The sequence below is a fragment of the Nonomuraea maheshkhaliensis genome, assembly GCF_039529435.1.
Taxonomy (GTDB): domain Bacteria; phylum Actinomycetota; class Actinomycetes; order Streptosporangiales; family Streptosporangiaceae; genus Nonomuraea; species Nonomuraea maheshkhaliensis.
On sequence record NZ_BAAAMU010000005.1, the window covers coordinates 103,394 to 120,257 of the forward strand.

A 16,864-nucleotide genomic window follows, 5' to 3' on the forward strand; every position below is an offset into this window, starting at 1 on the left:
ACCACCCCCCACGCCTCGCCGCCCAGGTCGTCGGTCATCCGCTCCACCTGGTCGCGCAGCTCACGGCCGCCGTCGCTGGCCTGCCCGGCGGCGTCCACCAGCCCCCTGCCGGCCAGCCGCTCCATGGCCTCGGCCCACTCCTGCTCGCTCCAGCCCCGCCCGGCGAAGTTCGCCACCGGCCCGGCCCCGATCGCCGCGAACGACACCAGCGCCTCGCACGGATCCAGCTCCGCCGCGGCCAGGGCCGCCAGGTGGCCGTCGCCGCGGTGCTCGCGCAGCACGGTGGCGGCGTGCCAGAGGGCCAGGTGCGGCTCGTCCGGCCAGGGCAGGTCCAGGTTGGCCGCCGCGAACGGCCGCCCGCCCACCGTGACGCTCTGCGCCGCCCGCCTGGCCAGCTCCGCCGCCTCGGTCACGTCCGGCCCCGCCACCCGGTCGCCGAGCAGGTGGCGATAGGTCTGGTCGATCGCCTCCAGCCGGGTCCGCAGCACCTTCTCGGGCGAGGCCACGTCCCATACGGCGGGCACGTGCTCGGCCACCGTCGCCGGGCTGAAGCTGTAGTACGCCGCCGTGGCCAGCCGCGCGCCCGCCGCGCCCAGCGGGGCGGTGCGGTAGGCGAAATAGCTGGGCCAGCGCGACGTCATGTCGTACCCCAGCGCCGCCGCCGCGTCGTTCGCCTGCGGCGAGAAGTACAGCACGGCGTGCACCGGCTCCAGCTGGTGCCACATGCGGCGGGCGAGCTTGGACGCTGCGTTCATGACCACAATCCCTCACTGTCTAGGTAAGCTATGCCAGTGACGATAGAGGCCTGGCGCATCACTGGTCAATCCCAAATAGACAGTTATGTCGGGAGGTGGGCGGAGCTCGCCGTCCTCCTGGTGAACGAACTGCACGTCAAACGCGCCCGCGGCCGTCCCGTCACCCCGCCGGACAACCGGCGGGCCGCGCTGGAGGAGGCGCTGCGCGCGCACGACTGGACGCCCGGCCGCCCGCTGACGGACGCCGACGCCGATCGGCTGGCCGGCGTGGCCGCCGAGCTCCACCCCGCCTTCGCCGGCGACGTCACCGCGCTCAACCAGGCTCTGGTCCGCCACGGCGCCGTCCCCAGCCTGCACGGGGACCCGCCGCGCCTGGCCTTCCACGGCGCCGGGGCGAGCCTGCCCGACGCCTGGGCCGCCGACGCGGCCACGGCGCTGGCCATGGTGATCGGGGTGGGGCAGGGGGAGCGGCTGCGCTCGTGCGAGGCCGGTGGGTGTGAGCTGGTCTTCTTCGACGTCACGAAGAACACCTCGCGGCGCTTCTGCGGCCTGTCCTGCCAGAACCGCGCCAAGGCCAGCGCCTACCGCGCCCGCCGCCGCGCCTGAACACCCGCTGAACGCGCCTCACGGGTCGCCCGCCCATCGGCCGCCGGTCGCCCGCCGATGGTCCGGTAGCGGGGTTTGTGTCGGTGGCGGCGTCCATGATGGGTGCCATGGCTTCATGGAACGAGTTCGGCGAGCAGGCGCCCGAGCTGGCCGCGGTGGCGCGCCGCCTCATGGACGCGTACACGCACAAGGTGCTGGCCACGCTGCGCAAGGACGGCTCGCCCCGGGTGAGCGGCGTCGAGACGAGTTTCCGCGACGGGGAGCTGTGGACGGGCTCCATGCCGCGCGCGGTCAAGGCCGCCGACCTGCGCCGCGATCCGCGGATGGCGCTGCACGTGACCTCACGCGACCCCGACCCGGCCGACCCGTCCTCGTGGGAGGGGGACCTGAAGCTGGCCGGCCGGGCGGTGGAGATCGCCGACACGGAGCTGCTGGCGTCGTTCGGGCTGCCCGGCACCGAGTCCCACCTGTTCCGGATCGAGCTGAGCGAGGTGGCGTGGACCAGGGTCACCGGTGACGAGCTCGTCATCACCGCCTGGCGCGAGGGAGCGGGGGTGCGGGAGTTCCGCCGCGACTGATCTACTTTGTAAAGGCGCCCGGCGGTCGTACGAGCACCATCAGTGGACGGAGAAGCCTCCGTCGACGAAGAGCATCTGGCCGGTGACGAAGGCGGAGGCGTTGCCGGCCAGGAAGACGGCGGCGCCCGCGAAGTCCTCCGGGACTCCGTTGCGGCCGGCCATGTGCCGCGCCGCCATGACCTCGACCCGGCCGGGGATGGCCTGGGCGGCCTCGGTCAGCGGGGTCAGCACGAACCCCGGCATGATCGTGTTCACGCACACCCCGCTCGCCGACCACGCCTCGGCCTGCGACCGGGTCAGCCCGGCGAGCGCCGCCTTGGACGCCCCGTAGACGCCGCTGTCGCCGAACGCGCTGATCGACTGCTGCGAGCCGACGTTCATGATCCGGCCCCAGCCGCGGGCGGCCATGCGCGGGCCGAAGTGCTGGCCGAGCAGGTAGGGGGCGGTCAGGTTGACGGCGATCGTGCGCTCGTAGTCGTCCACGGTGAGCTCGGCCATGGGCTTGCGGATGTTGTTGCCGGCGTCGTTGACCAGGATGTCGATGTCTCCGGCGCGCTCGCAGACCCGCTGGACGGCGGCGCGGTCGCCGAGGTCGGCGCTGATCGCGCAGGCGGTGACTCCGTGCTCGCGCAGCCGGGCGACCGCCTGGTCCAGTTCGGCGTGTCTGCGGGCGACCAGCACGACGCCGGCCCCGGCGCGGCCGATCGCCTCGGCGATGGCGTAGCCGATCCCGGAACTGCCGCCGGTCACCAGCGCGCGCCGGCCGTGCAGGGAGAACAGCTCTCGCAGATAGTCGGACATGGACGGTCAAGCTAGCACCCGCCCGCACCGGCCGCGGCGGGTGGGCGAGGTGTGAGCAAGACCACAGCCCCGCCCGCCGCCGGCCGGTGCCGGAGCGGCGCCGGCATGGCCGCGTCCGCCGCTCAGGACGGCGCCGCCGGACGCCGGCCGCGCTCGCGGAGGGGGAAGTGAGGAGGCCGATGGAACGGCGCTCCCGGCCCCGTTCAGCGCCTCGCGCGAGGGTGCGGAAAGGGCCTTTGACCAGGGCGTACGCGGGCCGTGGCGGCCTAGGATCGACGGGCCTGGCCGCGCGGGGCGGCCCCCTTTCTTGGAGGTCCTGGGTGAATCGCACCATCCGTACGATCGACGACGTCATGGAGCTGCTGGACCGGATGTTCGCCGCCGGCGCCGACCGGTGGACGGAGCGGGCGTCCGGCTGGTGGGACGAGTTCTACGCCGACCGCTCCAGGCAGGTCCCGTTCTTCACGGCCGGGCCGGACGAGAGCCTGGCCTCCTACGTGGACAGGGGGCTGCTGGTGCCCGGCCGCGCCCTGGACCTGGGCTGCGGCCCGGGACGCAACGCCGTCTACCTGGCCTCGCTCGGGTTCGAGGTGGACGCGGTGGATCTGTCGCCCACGGCCGTGGAGTGGGGGCGGGAGCGGGCCCGCGAGGCGGGCGCCGAGGTGCGGTTCGTGTGCGGGGACGCCTTCACCTCGGCGCCGGCGGGGCCGTACGACCTGGTGTACGACTCCGGCTGCCTGCACCACCTGCCGCCGCACCGCCGGGTGAGTTACCTCGCCCTGCTGGAACGCGTGCTCGCGCCCGGCGGCCACCTGGGGCTGACCTACTTCGCGGCCGGCCGCATGGGCTCCGAGCAGCCCGACGAGGACTTCTACCGCGACGGCCGCCTGCACGGAGGGCTGGCCTACACGCCGCAGGAGTTGCGCCGGATCCTCTCCGGCTACACGGAGGTGGAGTTGCGCCCGATGACGGAGCAGCCGCGCGAGGCCCCGCTGTTCGGTCAGGCGTTCCTGCTGTCGGCGCTGTTCCGCCGCCCGTAAGTTCGCCGGCGGGGCGTCAGGAGACGACGCCGAGGAAGGCCGGCGTGCGGGACAGCAGCAACGTGGCGGCGTCCGGGTCGTAGGAGGGCAGGGTGGGGTCGGCGAAGTAGTGCTGGTCGCCGGGGTAGAGGAACAGCTCGCCCCGCTCCGCCGACTCGACCACCTGCCGGGCGAAGCCGAGGTCGCCCTCGCCGGCGAAGAAGGGGTCGGCGTCCATGCCGTGCGCCTGGACCGGCACCCCGCCGGGCCAGGCGTCGCCGAACTCCGACAGTGGCACGCGGGCGTAGTGCAGCAGCGCGCCCCGCGTACCGCCGGAGGTGCGGCCCTCGAACAGGTCGGGCGTGTGGACGGTTCTCCTCGCTCAGGGCCGGGTTTTCGCCACGGAGCCGGCCTGAGCGATGAGTTCCGGCCGGGCCGGAGGTCTGTTCAGCCGGGACCGCGAAGGGTGAGGAGGCCCGTGATGCAGCTGCTGCACGTGGCGGGGGTGTCGGCCGGCTGCGTGCTGGCGCTCGTCCCGGCGCTGCTGCCGTCGGCGCGTTCCGGCGGGAGGTGGCCGCACGTCGTCATGGCGCTGGGCATGGCGGCCGGGCACGCGGGGTTCGTGGCCGTCGCGGTGCTCGCGCTGCTGGCCGCCGGCTGGTGGTGCGGTTCGCCGTCCCGGCGGGCGGAGGCCGGTCATCACATCCACGACTTCGTGGTGATGTCGGTCCTGCTCGTGCTGACGGCGACAGGCGGATCCGATCACGTGGGGGCCGGGCACGCGCATGGGGGCGGCTCGGCGGCGGGGGTGGCGGTGGTGATCGGGGTGCTCTGGACCTGCGCCCGTCTCGTCCGGGTCCTGCCGGAGCGGGACGGGCGGCGTCAGGGGTGGCATCGGGGGCTGGGCCTGGAGCTGTGCTCGGCCGGAATGGCGGCCAGCATGGCTTTCATGGCCGTGCTGGCGCTCTGAAAGGTCACGATCCGCACGCGTGTGCGGAGGAGGGATTGCGCGGGCCGATGGCGCGGCGCTAAGCTCGAACATTGCATGTCTGCAAGCGAGCTGTTCACAGACCTCCTGTTAGGAGTATACCAGGGAATGACTAATCGTCAAGATGGTCTTGCGCAAGCCCTTGACAGCGAGCAGCGCACTGTGGCGTGGCTCTACGACCTGCTCGACGTCGCCAGGCAGCGCGCCGAGGCGACGCTGCGCGAGGTGTACGCCAGGGGCGCCGGCGCGGGAACACGCCAGGCGATGGTGGAACGCGAGGCGCTGGCCTCGGAGCAGGCGCGGCGGCTGGCGCAGCTGAACGCGGTCGAGCGGGGACTGTGCTTCGGCCGGGTGGACGACGGCTCGGGCCTGCGCACGTACATCGGCAGGATCGGCCTGCGCGACGAACGGCACGAGTCGGTGCTGATCGACTGGCGGGCTCCGGCGGCGCGGCCGTTCTACGTGGCCACCGCGACCGATCCCGGCGGCCTGGTACGGCGCCGCCACCTGCACCTGAAGGACCGGGTCGTGGTCGGGATCGACGACGAGGTGTTCGACCTGGAGCGGATGAGCGAGGGGGATCGGCGCACGCTGGTGGGCGAGGCGGCGCTGCTGGCCGCGCTGCGCCGGGGCCGCACCGGCCGGATGGGCGACGTGGTGGCCACCATCCAGACCGAGCAGGACCGGGTGATCAGGGCCGGGCTGCAGGGGGCGCTGGTGGTGCAGGGCGGGCCGGGCACCGGCAAGACGGTGGCGGCGCTGCACCGGGCGGCGTACCTGCTCTACACCCACCGCGACACCCTCGAACGGCGCGGAGTGCTGGTCGTGGGCCCCAACCCGATGTTCCTGCGCTACATCGGCCAGGTGCTGCCCGCGCTGGGCGAGACGCAGGTGGTGATGACCACGGTCGGCGAGATGTTCCCCGGCGTGCGCGCGACGGCGGCCGACACCCCGCAGGCGGCGGTGGTCAAGGGTGATCCGCGCATGGCCGAGGTGGTGGCCGAGGCGGTGCGGCTGCGCCAGCGGGTGCCGTCCGGTGAGCTGGTGGTGGAGCTCGACGGCCTGCGCCTGCGGGTGCCGCACGAGACGTGCGCGCGGCTGCGCGAGCGGGCGCGCGCGGTACGGCTGCCGCACAACATGGCGCGCAAGCTGGTCGTCACCGAGCTGCTCAAGGAGCTGGCCAGGGCCGAGGCGCGGGCGCTGGAGGAGTCGCTGCACATCGAGGAGCTGGTGATCGAGGGCGAACCCGAGCTGAGCGAGCCGCTGGACCTGGAGGGCGACCTCGACGACCTGGACGTGGAGCTGGCCTCGGCGCGGCTGTGGGGCGAGCCGGAGGTGCGCCGGGCGCTGGACGAGCTGTGGCCGGAGCTGACGCCGCAGCAGCTGGTGGCGGAGCTGCTCTCCTCGCCGGAGACGTTGTGGGCGGCCTGCCCGCCCGGCCTGGACTGGCACCTGCTGACGCGCCCGCCGGAGGCGGAGTGGACGGACGGGGACGTGCCGCTGCTGGACGAGGCCGCCGCACTGCTCGGCGAGGACGACTCGGCGCTGCGGGTGGCGGCCAGGCGGGCGGAGCGGGAGCAGGCCGAGGAGCTGCTGTACGCGAGCGAGGTGCTGACCACGACGGGCGTGGCCGAGGCGGGCGTCCTCGACCGGGCCGACGTACTGGCCGAGCGGCACGCCGACGACGGCATCGGCCTGACCACCGCCGACCGGGCGGCGGCCGACCGCGGCTGGGCCTACGGGCATGTGATCGTGGACGAGGCGCAGGAGCTGTCGCCGATGGCCTGGCGGATGATCATGCGGCGGGTGCCGGCCAAGTCGCTGACCGTGGTGGGCGACCTGGCCCAGACGGGGTCGGCGGCGGGGGCGCGTACGTGGGGGGAGGTGCTGGACCCGTACCTGGAGGGGCGCTGGCGCGAGGAGCGGCTGCTGGTCAACTACCGCACGCCGGTGGAGATCATGCGGGTGGCGGCGGACGTGCTGCGCGCGTACGCGCCCGGGCAGGAGCCGCCGGAGTCGGTACGCGAGGGCGGCGCGGAGCCGCGGGCGGTCCGCATGCCGGTGTCCGGGCTGCCGGAGCTGGTGGCGGCCGAGCTGGCCGAGCGCAGGGCCGAGGGCGGCCAGGACGGCGAGACCGGGACCGGCGGTGGAGCCGGGGAGGGCCGGTTGGGCGTGGTGACGCCGGACGCGCGGCACGCCGAGATGGCCGCGCTGTTCCCGCGGGGGGACCTGGACGCGCCGGTGGTGGTGCTGACGGTGACGCAGGCCAAGGGGCTGGAGTTCGACGCGGTGGTGGTGGTCGACCCGGCGGGGATCCTGGGGCAGTCGCCGATGGGGGGCCAGGACCTGTACGTGGCGGTGACGCGGGCGACGCGGCGGCTGACGGTGGTGCACGAGGGCGAGCTGCCGCCGGTGCTGTCCCGACTCGCCTAGAAATCTACAAGGTAAAGGCGACGGCCGGCTCAAGGCCCACCGCTCAGCAGAAAACCCTTGACGGCGAGGCGCGCGCTCGCCTCGCCGTCAAGGGTCAGGCGTCGCCCTCGTGGGCGAGCTTCTCGGCCACGTCGCGGACCGTCCGGGTCACGCGGTCGAGGGCGCGCAGGGTCTCGGTGTCGAGGTGCTCCATGATGCGCCGGTAGTGCTGGACGCCGCTGTTGTTGATGTCCTCGATCAGCTTGGTGCCGGCGGGGGTGAGCTGGACGCGGCGTACGCGGCGGTCGTGGGGGTCCTCGTGCCGGCCGACGAGGCCGTGGGCGACGAGCCGGTCGACGATGCCGGTGACGGTGCCGAGGCCGACGCCGAGGTTGTGGGCCAGGTCCTGGCCGGAGGCGGAGCCGGTGGTGGACAGGATCAGGATGACCTTGAGCTGCCTCATGGTGAGGTTGGAGCTGAACAGGGGGGATTGGTGCTGGGCGAACAGCCTGCCCAGGCCACGCTGGGTCTGGGTGATCCGGCTGATCAGCTCTTCGCGTTCGTCGCTCACACTCACCTCTCGCTTCCTGAGAAGGTTATCAGGAAAGCTCGGTCCGTCTAAATATTCGTTCAAGGCGAAGTGTTAGTGTGGGGCGAACTCTTGGAGGGGGAGTATGACCGCATTCGCCCGGCTGAGCCTGCTCAACCGCAGCCTTGTCATCTTGGTGGCGATCGTGCTGACCGCGTTCGGCGCGTTCACGATCCCGCAGCTCAAACAGCAGTTGCTGCCGTCGCTGTCGTTTCCCGGCGCGTTCGTGATCGCGCCGTTCCCGGGTGCGTCACCGGAGATCGTCGAAGATCAGGTTACCGCTCCGATCGAGGACTCCTTCCAGGGGCTGGCCGGGATGGAGCAGATGACGTCGACCTCGAAGGAGGGCCTGGCGCAGATCCAGGTGGCCTTCGAGTACGGCACCGACATCGAGTCGTCGCTGAACAAGATGCAGCAGGCGATCAGCGGGGTGCAGCTGCCGGACGGGGTGGATCCGCAGGTCGTGGCGGGCAGTACCGACGACATCCCGGTGCTGGTGCTGGCGGTCGGCGACGGCGGCGACGAGCGGGCGATGGCCGACAAGCTGCGCCGGATCGTGGTGCCGGAGCTGCAGAGCGTGGAGGGCGTACGGGAGGCGACGGTCACGGGCACCCGTGACGAGGTCGTCACCATCGAGCCGGACACGAAGAAGATGGCGCTGGCGGGGGTGTCGGCGGCGCAGATCCCCGAGGTGCTGAAGGCGAACGGCACGCCGATCCCGGCGGGGACGCTGATCTCGGGCGAGAAGTCGCTGACGGTGCAGGTGGGCTCGCGGGTCGACTCGGTGCGCAAGCTGAAGGACCTGTATCTGACGCCCGCCCAGCCTTCGGCCGCGCAACAGCAGCAACAGCAGCAGCAGGCCCAGGCCCAGGCTCAGCAAGCGCAGCAGGCTCAGGCGGGACGGCCGGGGCAGGGCCAGCCTGCGCGGCAGCCGGTCGCGCCGCCGAAGCCGCTCAAGCCGGTCAAGCTGGGCGACGTGGCGAAGATCACGCGCGGTCTTGAGGCCGCGTCGGCCATCACCCGCACCGACGGCAAGACGAGCCTGGGCGTGTCGGTGACGATGGTGCCCGACGGCAACGCGGTGGCGATCTCGCACGCCATCGCCGAGAAGCTGCCCGACCTGACCAAGGCGCTGGGCGACTCCTCGGACACGGCGGTGTCGGTGGTGTTCGACCAGGCCCCGTACGTGGAGCAGTCGATCGAGAGCCTGACCACCGAGGGCCTGCTGGGGCTGGCGTTCGCGGTGCTGGTCATCCTGGTGTTCCTGCTGTCGGTGCGTTCGACGCTGGTGACGGCGGTGTCGATCCCGCTGTCGGTGGTGATCGCGCTGCTGGTGCTGTGGGCCGGCGACTACTCGCTGAACCTGCTGACGCTGGGCGCGCTGACGATCGCGGTCGGCCGGGTGGTGGACGACTCGATCGTGGTGCTGGAGAACATCAAACGCCATCTGGCCTACGGCGAGGCCAGGTTGCCGGCGATCTTGACGGCGGTGCGTGAGGTGTCGGGGGCGGTGACGGCCTCGACGTTGACGACGGTGGCGGTGTTCGCGCCGATCGCGCTGGTGGGCGGCCTGGTGGGCGAGCTGTTCAGCCCGTTCGCGATCACGGTGACGGTGGCGCTGCTGGCCTCGCTGGTGGTGTCGCTGACGGTGGTGCCGGTGCTGGCGTTCTGGTTCCTGCGGACGCCGGACCTGACGCCGGAGCAGGCGCGCAAGCAGCGGGAGGAGGCCGAGGCCAAGGAGCTGCGCTCGCCGCTGCAGCGGGCCTACCTGCCGGTGCTGCGTTTCGCCACCAAGTTCAAGCTGGTGACGATCCTCATCGGGGTGGCGGTGTTCGTCGGCACGATGGGGCTGGCCGGCGGGCTGCAGACGAACTTCCTCGACTCCTCCGGGCAGAACACGCTGTCGCTGTCGCAGCGGATGCCGGTCGGCACGGACCTGGCGACGACGGACGAGGCGGCCAAGAAGGTCGAGGCGGTGCTGGCCGCGCAGGACGGCGTCGAGACGTACCAGGTGAACGTGGGTGGCGGCAACGCCATGATGGGCGGCACCGGCGGCGGCGCCGACCGGGCCTCCTACTCGGTGACGCTGGCCGAGGACTCCGACACCGCCACGATCGAGAAGGAGCTCCGTACGGCGATCGACGGCCTGTCCGGGGTCGGCGAGGTCACCATCGGCGGTGGGGGCGGCGGCGGGGGCGGGTTCGCCTCCGACTCGATCGACGTGATCGTGCGCGCGCCCGACACCGAGGCGCTGCGGGCCGCGACCGACGAGGTGAAGCGGGCGATGGGCGAGGTGTCGGGCCTGCGGGACCTGTCGTCGAACCTGGAGACCAGCGCGCCCCGCGTCGAGGTCGTGGTGGACCGGGAGGAGGCCGCCGAGCGCGGCCTGTCGGAGGCGCAGGTCGGGCAGGCGGTGGCGCAGGCGTTCCGCGGCGCGCCGCTGGGCCAGATCGTCCTGGACGGCCGTACGAGCGACCTGGTGCTGCGCGGCGCCGACGCGCCGGACGACCTGAAGGCGATCGGGAACCTGAAGCTGCCCACGGCGGCCGGGCTGGTGAAGCTGTCGTCGGTGGCCGACGTGCGCGAGGTGGCCGGGCCGACGCAGGTGACCAGGATCGACGGGGAGCGTTCCGCGACGGTGTCGGCCAAGGCGGAGGACTCCGGCGACCTGGGCACGCTGACGCAGGCGCTGACGACGAAGCTGGACGGCCTGCAGCTGCAGGCGGGTGCCTCCTACGAGATCGGCGGGGTGTCGGCCGACCAGGCGGACGCGTTCGCCGACCTGGGGCTGGCGATGCTGGTGGCGATCGCGATCGTGTTCATGATCATGGTGGCGACGTTCCGCAGCTTCATCCAGCCGGTGATCCTGCTGGTGTCGATCCCGTTCGCCGCCACGGGCGCGATCGGGCTGCTGGTGGCGACGGACACGGCGCTGGGCGTGCCGGCGCTGATCGGCATGCTGATGCTGATCGGCATCGTGGTGACGAACGCGATCGTGCTGATCGACCTGATCAACCAGTACCGCGAGCAGGGCATGGGCGTGGTGCAGGCGGTGATCGAGGGCGGCCGGCGCCGGCTGCGGCCGATCCTGATGACGGCGGTGGCCACGATCTGCGCGCTGACGCCGATGGCGCTGGGGGTGACGGGGTCCGGCGGGTTCATCTCGCAGCCGCTGGCGATCGTGGTGATCGGCGGCCTGATCTCCTCGACGCTGCTGACCCTGGTGCTGGTGCCGACGCTGTACGTGGTGGTGAGCCGGGAGCGTGGGGGCTCGCGGCACGCTTCCGGGCGTGCGGAGGGGGAGAGCGCCGGCGAGGCGGGCCAGGAGAAGCTGGTCGGCCAGCCCGCGTGACCACGACACCTGGGAAGTGACGCTCCGGCGGGCGACGACACCGATCGTCGCCCGCCGGAGCGCGCGCCTGTCGTCTCACCCGCCGGCGGGCAGCCGGCCGAGGGTGCTCGTGAGGGCGGTGCGGCCGCTGCGCAGGGCGGCGGCCGGGTCCGTGCCGGCAGGTCCCTGCCAGCGCAGGTAGACCATGGTCGTGCCATGGCGCACACCCACCGCGACATGAGCCGTCGAGCGGCGGACGGGGCCCTTGGGGCGGCGTGGCGGTTCGGGGTGCTGCACGGCGAACGTTCTGATCTGTCCCGCCCACGGGCCGCTGGTGAAGGGGTCGAGCCGGGGCTGGATGCTGTAGGACTGCCCGTCCTCGCGGGAGGAGCATGAGCCGTCCCAGGCGAGCGGTGTCGTGCGGGCCCGTTCGGCGCTGCGCTCGTCCGGCAGGAACAGCACGTCCTCGTGGACCGAGACGTCGCCGATCAGGCGACGGGTGACGGCCGGAGCGCCGGCGTAGGCGTTCTCCTCACGAGAGGGGTCCCCGCAGACCAGTTCATGTGAACGCGGCCCGCTTCCCCGGACCGGCCAGGACGTCATGTCCTTGCCGTAGGAGGAGGCAGGGGGCAGGGCCGCGGCCATCCTGGCCGACGCCGACCGCAAGGCCGTGGCGGTGGCGGGTCTGGAGGGGTCGCCGCCGGTGGCCGCCAGCGCGGACGCGGCCGATGCGGTGCCCTGGAGCAGGGCGTGCCGGCCGGGCTCGCCGTCCGCCTCGAACGGCCAGGTCCACGTCACCTCCGCCAGCAGCCCGCCGCGCGCGGCCACGATCGTCGCCACGGCGCCCCGCATGCCGTCGTCCGTCCAGCTGTCCGTCGTGACCAGGGTGCGCACGCCGCGCCAGCCCAGCCGGTCGTAGCCCGCCACGTCCTTGAGCGTCTGGTGGCCGGGACGGTCGCACTCCCCGGTGCCGGGGCGGGCCGCGGTGACGGCGTTCGCCGCCTTCTCGGGGGAGGTGATCCAGAAGCGGACCCTCAGTGGCTCGCTCATCTCCGGGGGGAGCAGCTCGCCGCTGTAGGCGGGCACGCCGCCGGGCGGCATCCGGGCCTCGCCACTCCGCGGCGGGCACGACGCCAGGAGGGGAGCGGCCGGAGCGGTGACGTAGGGGGCGCGGGTGGCGTCGTCGTCGAGCTGTGCGCGCAGCCGCCCGGCGACCTCCTCGGCCGAGGAGGCGGCTCCGGCGGGGGCCGGCAGGGCGGGCGTCTTCAGCTGGTCGAAGGCGCCGAGGGAGAGGAGCAGGGCCATGGCGGCGGCCGCGAGGCGTGGCTCCCGGCGTCCGGCGAGATCCGCGACGGTCACGTCGCGGTCGGCCCGGATGAACGTGTTGCCTTGATCATAAATCTACATTGTAAAGGCGCAGGCTCGTCGCCGGCCAGACAACTGACCACCAGACGAACACGGCAGCCAGGCCGGACACCGGCGGGTGAGGGCCGCGTGTTCTTCGCTCTGCCACCGCGACGGCGTGAAGGACTCTCCCAGCCTGGATCATCGCGTTCCCGGCTGCGGGAACATCGTCCGCACTGGCCCGGCTGGGACGCCGCCGGCCGACGCCTGTCCTCCATTGCCCTCGTAGACCGCATCAGAACGCCAGCTCCAGCCCGCCCGCCACGGTGTGCCCGCCGACTGCGGCGATGATGGCTCGCTCAGGCTCAGCCGGATCGCCTTCCTCGGTCTGTCGCCCTCCTCGCAGGCGCACTCGATGGTGCGGCCGTGACCTTCGGCAGCGAGACGTCTCTCCTCCGTCCTCCCTTCCCGGCGCCGGAACTCGAGGTCCTGGGCCGACCTCTGGAGCAGAAGTGCCCGCCGATCTCCTTCCTGCACAGCCAGGCATCCCCTGGAACGGGCGCGGCCGGACCAGGGCGTAGAGGGCCGAGGCCACCAGTTCAATGTCCCTGCCGCGGTCCTCTACCGATCGTCGGCGCCAACCCGGACCTCGCGGTCCATGACCGCGGACAGGCACGCCACGCGCGCCGGCCGCACAGCCGGCCGAGAGGAGGACAGCCATGTATCAGCCCTACGTCGGCCCCGAGCTCGGCCTCACGTTCGAGCCCATCTGGGGCGACGACACCACACGCGAAACTCTCACTGAGAACGCTCTGGAATTCGCTCGAGTTCGAGGAGCACTTCGACCAGCGCAAAGTCGAGCTAGGAGGGAAGCGCTCCGCCCTACGGGACCTCTTGTCAGCATGAACACGCCTGCTTCTCCGAACTAAGCAGTCCGTCTCAGCAGTGAAGTTGACGGGTTAGTGCTGTGACCGGAAATGATCATCGGGTTCGCGGGTGGTCCGTCGCGCCGATCGGATGTGCCGGGGCAGCACCGGCTGGGTGCGGTACGGGCGAGCGATGATCGTGCCGGCCTCGGCCGGGAGGTAGCACCGACGGCCGTGGAAGGCTCGTCGCCGTCGCTCAGGCGCGCAGCCACTCCCGGGTCCCCGCGAGTATCTCAGGTGGCGTCGTACGGTTGACTTCGGCGATCAGGTCGGCAATGGTGACTGCGCGTAGCGACTCCCGCCAGGCGCGGTCGGCGGAATCCATCGTGCGGGCGATCGGGCAGGGAGTGTCACACCGCTCCACCGGCACGGCCATCGGGCCCCGCTGACGCACTTCAGTACACCGGAATGCCGGCTGGACGCCGTCGATCGCCTCGACCACGTCAAGCACCGTGATCTCATGCGCAGCCCGAGTCAGCACATAGCCGCCGGACTGGCCCAGCGTCGAGCGCACAAGGCCTGCGCGGGACAACAGTTGCAGCTGCTTGGCCAGATAGCTCTGCGAGACGTCGTGCAGCTCGGCGAGCTTGGCCGCCGTCACCGGCGCGCCCGAACCGCTGAGCGCGACGCAGCAGTGCAAGCCCCACTCGACCCCGCCTGACATCTTCATTCGCCCAGCCTACTTGACGCGGATAACTGTTGTCCGAATAGAATCTCGGACAACAGTTATCCGAATTCAGGAGTGGGACATGCGCATCGTCGTTGCCGGGGGAACCGGACTCATCGGGTCGAAAGTCGTCGAGTCGCTGCAGCGGCTCGGCCACGACGTCGTGTCGGCCGCGCCGGGAACCGGCGTGGACACGATCAGTGGCCGCGGCGTCGCCGACGCGCTGAAGGGCTCGGACGTGGTCGTCGACGTGACCAACAAAGTGATCTTCGAACCCGAGCCGATCCTCGACTTCTTCACCACCTCGACCCGCACCCTGCTGAACGCCGGGCGGGAAGCCGGGGTGCGGCACCATGTGGTGCTGTCGATCGTCGGTGTAGACCGGCTCTCGTACCCGGGCTACCTGGACGCCAAGGCCGCGCAGGAAAGGCTCGTCGCCGAGTCGGGCACCCCTTTCACCATCGTGCGGGCGACACAGTTCTTCGAGAACCTGACGGCCATGGGCGCCGGCATGGCGCAGGACGACGTGATCGTGCCGCCTGCCGCGGACCTTCAGCCGGTCGCTGCGGCCGACGTCGCCGCCGCCCTCGTGGACGTAGCCACCTCCGCCCCGCTCGACGGCGTGGTCGAGGTCGCGGGGCCGGAACGCGCGGCCATCGCCCGTTTCATCGGTCCGGCGTTCGCCGCGCGAGGTGATGAGCGCCCTCTCAAGCCGGACGCCGGCGCCGGCTACTTCGGCGTACCGATCGTGCGGGACTCGCTGGTTCCGCTCGGTGTCGCCCGGATCGGGCGCACCACCTTCGACGACTGGTCGGCCGCGCACTCCTCGTGACCCGCGCCGCGCACGCCTGGCTCGACATCGCGATATCCACGCCTGAAAGGGAAATCATGACCACCCATGTGCACGCCGGTAAGCCCCGCCTCGACCTGCGGACGGCCGCCCCAAAGGCCGCCAAGGCGCTCTACGCCGCGGACCAGGCCGTTCTCACCTCGCCACTCGATCCGACCATCCGCGAGCTGGTCAAGCTGCGTACGTCGCAGATCAACCACTGTGTGCACTGCATCGACCTGCACAGTCACGATGCGTTGGAGCAGGGCGAATCACTGAACCGCATCATCCAGCTATCCGCGTGGCGCGAATCGGCGCTGTTCACCCCGGCGGAGCGGGCGGCGCTCGAGTACACCGAGGCCGCAACGACACTGACCCCGCACGGCGTCAGCGACGAGGTCTGGGCCGGCGTCCGCGACCTCATGACCGACGAGGAACTCGGCGCGCTGGTCGTCCAGGTCGCTCTGATGAACGCCTTCAACCGGTTCGGTGTCCCGCTGCAGATGCCGGCGCAGCCTCGCAATTGACGACCCGTCTCTAATGCTGTGACCGGAAACGATCACCGGGTTGGGCGACGAAGGCTTCCTCGGCGGACTACACGCGAACCCGGTGATCGTTTCCGGTCACAGCACTATGGGCATGCCGAGGTTGACGGCGGTCCCTTGAGCGGCGAGCTGGTCGACCTGGGCGAGCTTCTGCTGCGCTCCCGCGAGGCTGACCTCGAGTCCTTCCACCGGCGCGCCAGGAGATCTGGGCCTACCTCCTGACCCACTGGACCCTGGCCACCCTGATCTGCGTCGCTGCCACCACCGCGGGGATCGACCCGGACCGGATCACGTTCCTGGCCACCCTGCGCATCGTGCGCCGCTCGGTCACCGACCGGGCGGCCATTCCCCCCTGAGCCCCACGACACCCTCTGGGCCCTCACCGCAATTCCGCCCGTCCCGCGGGGGAGTCAATGGCTGACCCAGGAGGTTGCGGTGGTCAGGGGCTGGGCGGGGACGGCGACGCGAGGATCACATGATGACGAGGTCTTCGACCAGTGGATCGTTGCGCAGTTCGGTGGCGGTGGCATTCGGGTCCAGGATCTCTGCGGCCAGGTGGATGCCTGCCGGCACGGAGCCGGTGAGCACGGCGCGGGCGGCGAGCGCCATCACCACCCCGCTCAGCGCGTAGGAGTCGGTGGCTGTGAGGACGATACGCCCGGGGCCGGGCGGCGTGCCGGGACGGGGGCGGGCGGTGAAGAGCATGACGTAGAAGGCGCCGAAGTCGGCGTTGTCCTGTAGCGAGGCGCGCACGACGGAGTCGGCGTGCGGGGCGAGCGTGGCGGCGTCGGTGCCGTCCGCTTCGGCCCAGGCCGCCGCGAGAGCATCGGGGAGGCGGTTGGAGACGAAGACATTGTAGGAGCGCACCTCGTCGGCATGGGTGTCGACGGCCAGGGTCTGTGCTTCGGTGGTGAGGTACGGCCAGGCGTGCACGGGGACGGGGAAGCCCGGCAGACGTACCTCATGCAATGGTGCGAGGGCGTTCGGCTCGATTCGGCCCTCGCGCCAGGCCGCCATCGGCGCTCCGAACGTGGGCCCCCTGGTCAACAACGCGTCCACGGCGGACAGGGGTGTGAACACGGCCGCGCCGCCCACGTACACGTCGAGGCGGCGCAGTGGACGCCCCTTGGCCAGCAGCCTGGGCAGCAGCCCGGACAGGCCCGGCATGACTCCGGCGGAGAACACCGCGGTCCGGTCGCCTGCCGGCTCGTGGTTGATGAGCGCGTCCTTGGCGGCCAGCTCGCCGCCGATGTCGACGTAGTCGGCCCCGGCGGCGAAGGCGGCGCGGGCCACGGTGTCCAGCACCCGGTACGTGGGCCCGGCGCAGTTGACCACGATCTGGCAGCCGTCGCAGAATGAGGCCAGCTGGCCGGGGTCGTCGAGGTCCACGCGCACGGCGTGGGCCGTACCGGGGAGAGAGCCGGCGACGTCGGCGGCCCCCCCCCCCCCCCCCCCCCCCCCCCGCCACCGCCCC

At 72.0% G+C, this 16,864-nt stretch carries 16 protein-coding genes; 8 read left to right on the top strand and 8 right to left on the bottom strand.

All coding sequences use genetic code 11. The features are described 5' to 3' along the window. On the bottom strand, nucleotides 1-755 hold a 755-nt coding region (locus ABFX54_RS05555), incomplete at its 3' end, for an SCO6745 family protein (protein ID WP_346101940.1). Between the two features lie 120 nt (nucleotides 756-875). Here ABFX54_RS05555 and ABFX54_RS05560 point away from each other — a divergent pair. Then, the gene (locus ABFX54_RS05560; protein ID WP_346101941.1) at nucleotides 876-1,361 is read left to right on the top strand and encodes a CGNR zinc finger domain-containing protein; all 486 of its coding nucleotides are present in this window, start codon (nucleotides 876-878) and stop codon (nucleotides 1,359-1,361) included. Between the two features lie 107 nt (nucleotides 1,362-1,468). Next, nucleotides 1,469-1,939: a pyridoxamine 5'-phosphate oxidase family protein gene (locus ABFX54_RS05565; RefSeq protein ID WP_346101943.1), complete on the top strand. Its 471-nt coding sequence runs from the start codon at nucleotides 1,469-1,471 to the stop codon at nucleotides 1,937-1,939. A gap of 39 nt (nucleotides 1,940-1,978) precedes the next feature. Here ABFX54_RS05565 and ABFX54_RS05570 read toward each other — a convergent pair whose 3' ends face one another. Then, entirely contained in the window at nucleotides 1,979-2,740 is a 762-nt protein-coding gene (locus ABFX54_RS05570) for an SDR family NAD(P)-dependent oxidoreductase (RefSeq protein ID WP_346101945.1), read from the bottom strand. A gap of 320 nt (nucleotides 2,741-3,060) precedes the next feature. Between ABFX54_RS05570 and ABFX54_RS05575 the strand changes: the two genes are divergently transcribed. Continuing rightward, nucleotides 3,061-3,780, top strand: coding sequence for a class I SAM-dependent methyltransferase (locus ABFX54_RS05575; protein ID WP_346101947.1), 720 nt, complete (start codon nucleotides 3,061-3,063; stop codon nucleotides 3,778-3,780). A 16-nt stretch (nucleotides 3,781-3,796) separates the two neighbouring features. Here ABFX54_RS05575 and ABFX54_RS05580 read toward each other — a convergent pair whose 3' ends face one another. Further along, nucleotides 3,797-4,114 carry a dienelactone hydrolase family protein gene (locus tag ABFX54_RS05580; RefSeq protein WP_346102054.1) on the bottom strand — a complete coding sequence of 106 codons (318 nt, stop codon included), beginning with the start codon at nucleotides 4,112-4,114 and terminating at the stop codon, nucleotides 3,797-3,799. Between the two features lie 126 nt (nucleotides 4,115-4,240). On the opposite strand from ABFX54_RS05580, the gene ABFX54_RS05585 reads away from it, so the two are divergent. Together ABFX54_RS05585 and ABFX54_RS05590 are read left to right on the top strand one after the other, a co-directional pair. Then, the gene (locus tag ABFX54_RS05585; RefSeq protein WP_346101949.1) at nucleotides 4,241-4,729 is read left to right on the top strand and encodes a hypothetical protein; all 489 of its coding nucleotides are present in this window, start codon (nucleotides 4,241-4,243) and stop codon (nucleotides 4,727-4,729) included. Nucleotides 4,730-4,909: 180 nt separating this feature from the next. Further along, nucleotides 4,910-7,180 carry a HelD family protein gene (locus ABFX54_RS05590; protein WP_428834501.1) on the top strand — a complete coding sequence of 757 codons (2,271 nt, stop codon included), beginning with the start codon at nucleotides 4,910-4,912 and terminating at the stop codon, nucleotides 7,178-7,180. 94 nt (nucleotides 7,181-7,274) lie between these two features. On the opposite strand, the gene ABFX54_RS05595 is transcribed toward ABFX54_RS05590, so the two are convergent. After that, a complete protein-coding gene (locus ABFX54_RS05595) occupies nucleotides 7,275-7,730 on the bottom strand; it encodes a MarR family winged helix-turn-helix transcriptional regulator (RefSeq protein ID WP_346101951.1) in 456 nt (151 codons plus the stop codon). 103 nt (nucleotides 7,731-7,833) lie between these two features. Between ABFX54_RS05595 and ABFX54_RS05600 the strand changes: the two genes are divergently transcribed. Beyond that, nucleotides 7,834-11,100, top strand: coding sequence for an efflux RND transporter permease subunit (locus tag ABFX54_RS05600; protein ID WP_346101953.1), 3,267 nt, complete (start codon nucleotides 7,834-7,836; stop codon nucleotides 11,098-11,100). Nucleotides 11,101-11,175: 75 nt separating this feature from the next. Here the strand turns inward: ABFX54_RS05600 and ABFX54_RS05605 are convergent, their stop codons facing one another. Together ABFX54_RS05605 and ABFX54_RS05610 are read right to left on the bottom strand one after the other, a co-directional pair. Continuing rightward, nucleotides 11,176-12,438, bottom strand: a complete 1,263-nt coding sequence (locus ABFX54_RS05605) for a hypothetical protein (RefSeq protein ID WP_346101954.1) — start codon at nucleotides 12,436-12,438, stop codon at nucleotides 11,176-11,178. 1,107 nt (nucleotides 12,439-13,545) lie between these two features. Further along, entirely contained in the window at nucleotides 13,546-14,019 is a 474-nt protein-coding gene (locus tag ABFX54_RS05610) for an RrF2 family transcriptional regulator (protein ID WP_346101956.1), read from the bottom strand. Nucleotides 14,020-14,098: 79 nt separating this feature from the next. Between ABFX54_RS05610 and ABFX54_RS05615 the strand changes: the two genes are divergently transcribed. After that, nucleotides 14,099-14,848 (top strand): SDR family oxidoreductase, encoded by a 750-nt coding sequence (locus ABFX54_RS05615; protein WP_346101958.1) that lies wholly within the window; start codon nucleotides 14,099-14,101, stop codon nucleotides 14,846-14,848. Then, nucleotides 14,845-15,372 (top strand): carboxymuconolactone decarboxylase family protein, encoded by a 528-nt coding sequence (locus ABFX54_RS05620; protein WP_346101959.1) that lies wholly within the window; start codon nucleotides 14,845-14,847, stop codon nucleotides 15,370-15,372. Before ABFX54_RS05615 ends, ABFX54_RS05620 begins: the two co-directional genes overlap by 4 nt. Nucleotides 15,373-15,601: 229 nt before the next feature. On the opposite strand, the gene ABFX54_RS05625 is transcribed toward ABFX54_RS05620, so the two are convergent. Next, entirely contained in the window at nucleotides 15,602-15,736 is a 135-nt protein-coding gene (locus ABFX54_RS05625) for a hypothetical protein (protein ID WP_346101960.1), read from the bottom strand. A gap of 125 nt (nucleotides 15,737-15,861) precedes the next feature. Then, nucleotides 15,862-16,785, bottom strand: a complete 924-nt coding sequence (locus ABFX54_RS05630; protein ID WP_346101962.1) for a saccharopine dehydrogenase family protein — start codon at nucleotides 16,783-16,785, stop codon at nucleotides 15,862-15,864. Nucleotides 16,786-16,864 lie beyond the last annotated feature (79 nt).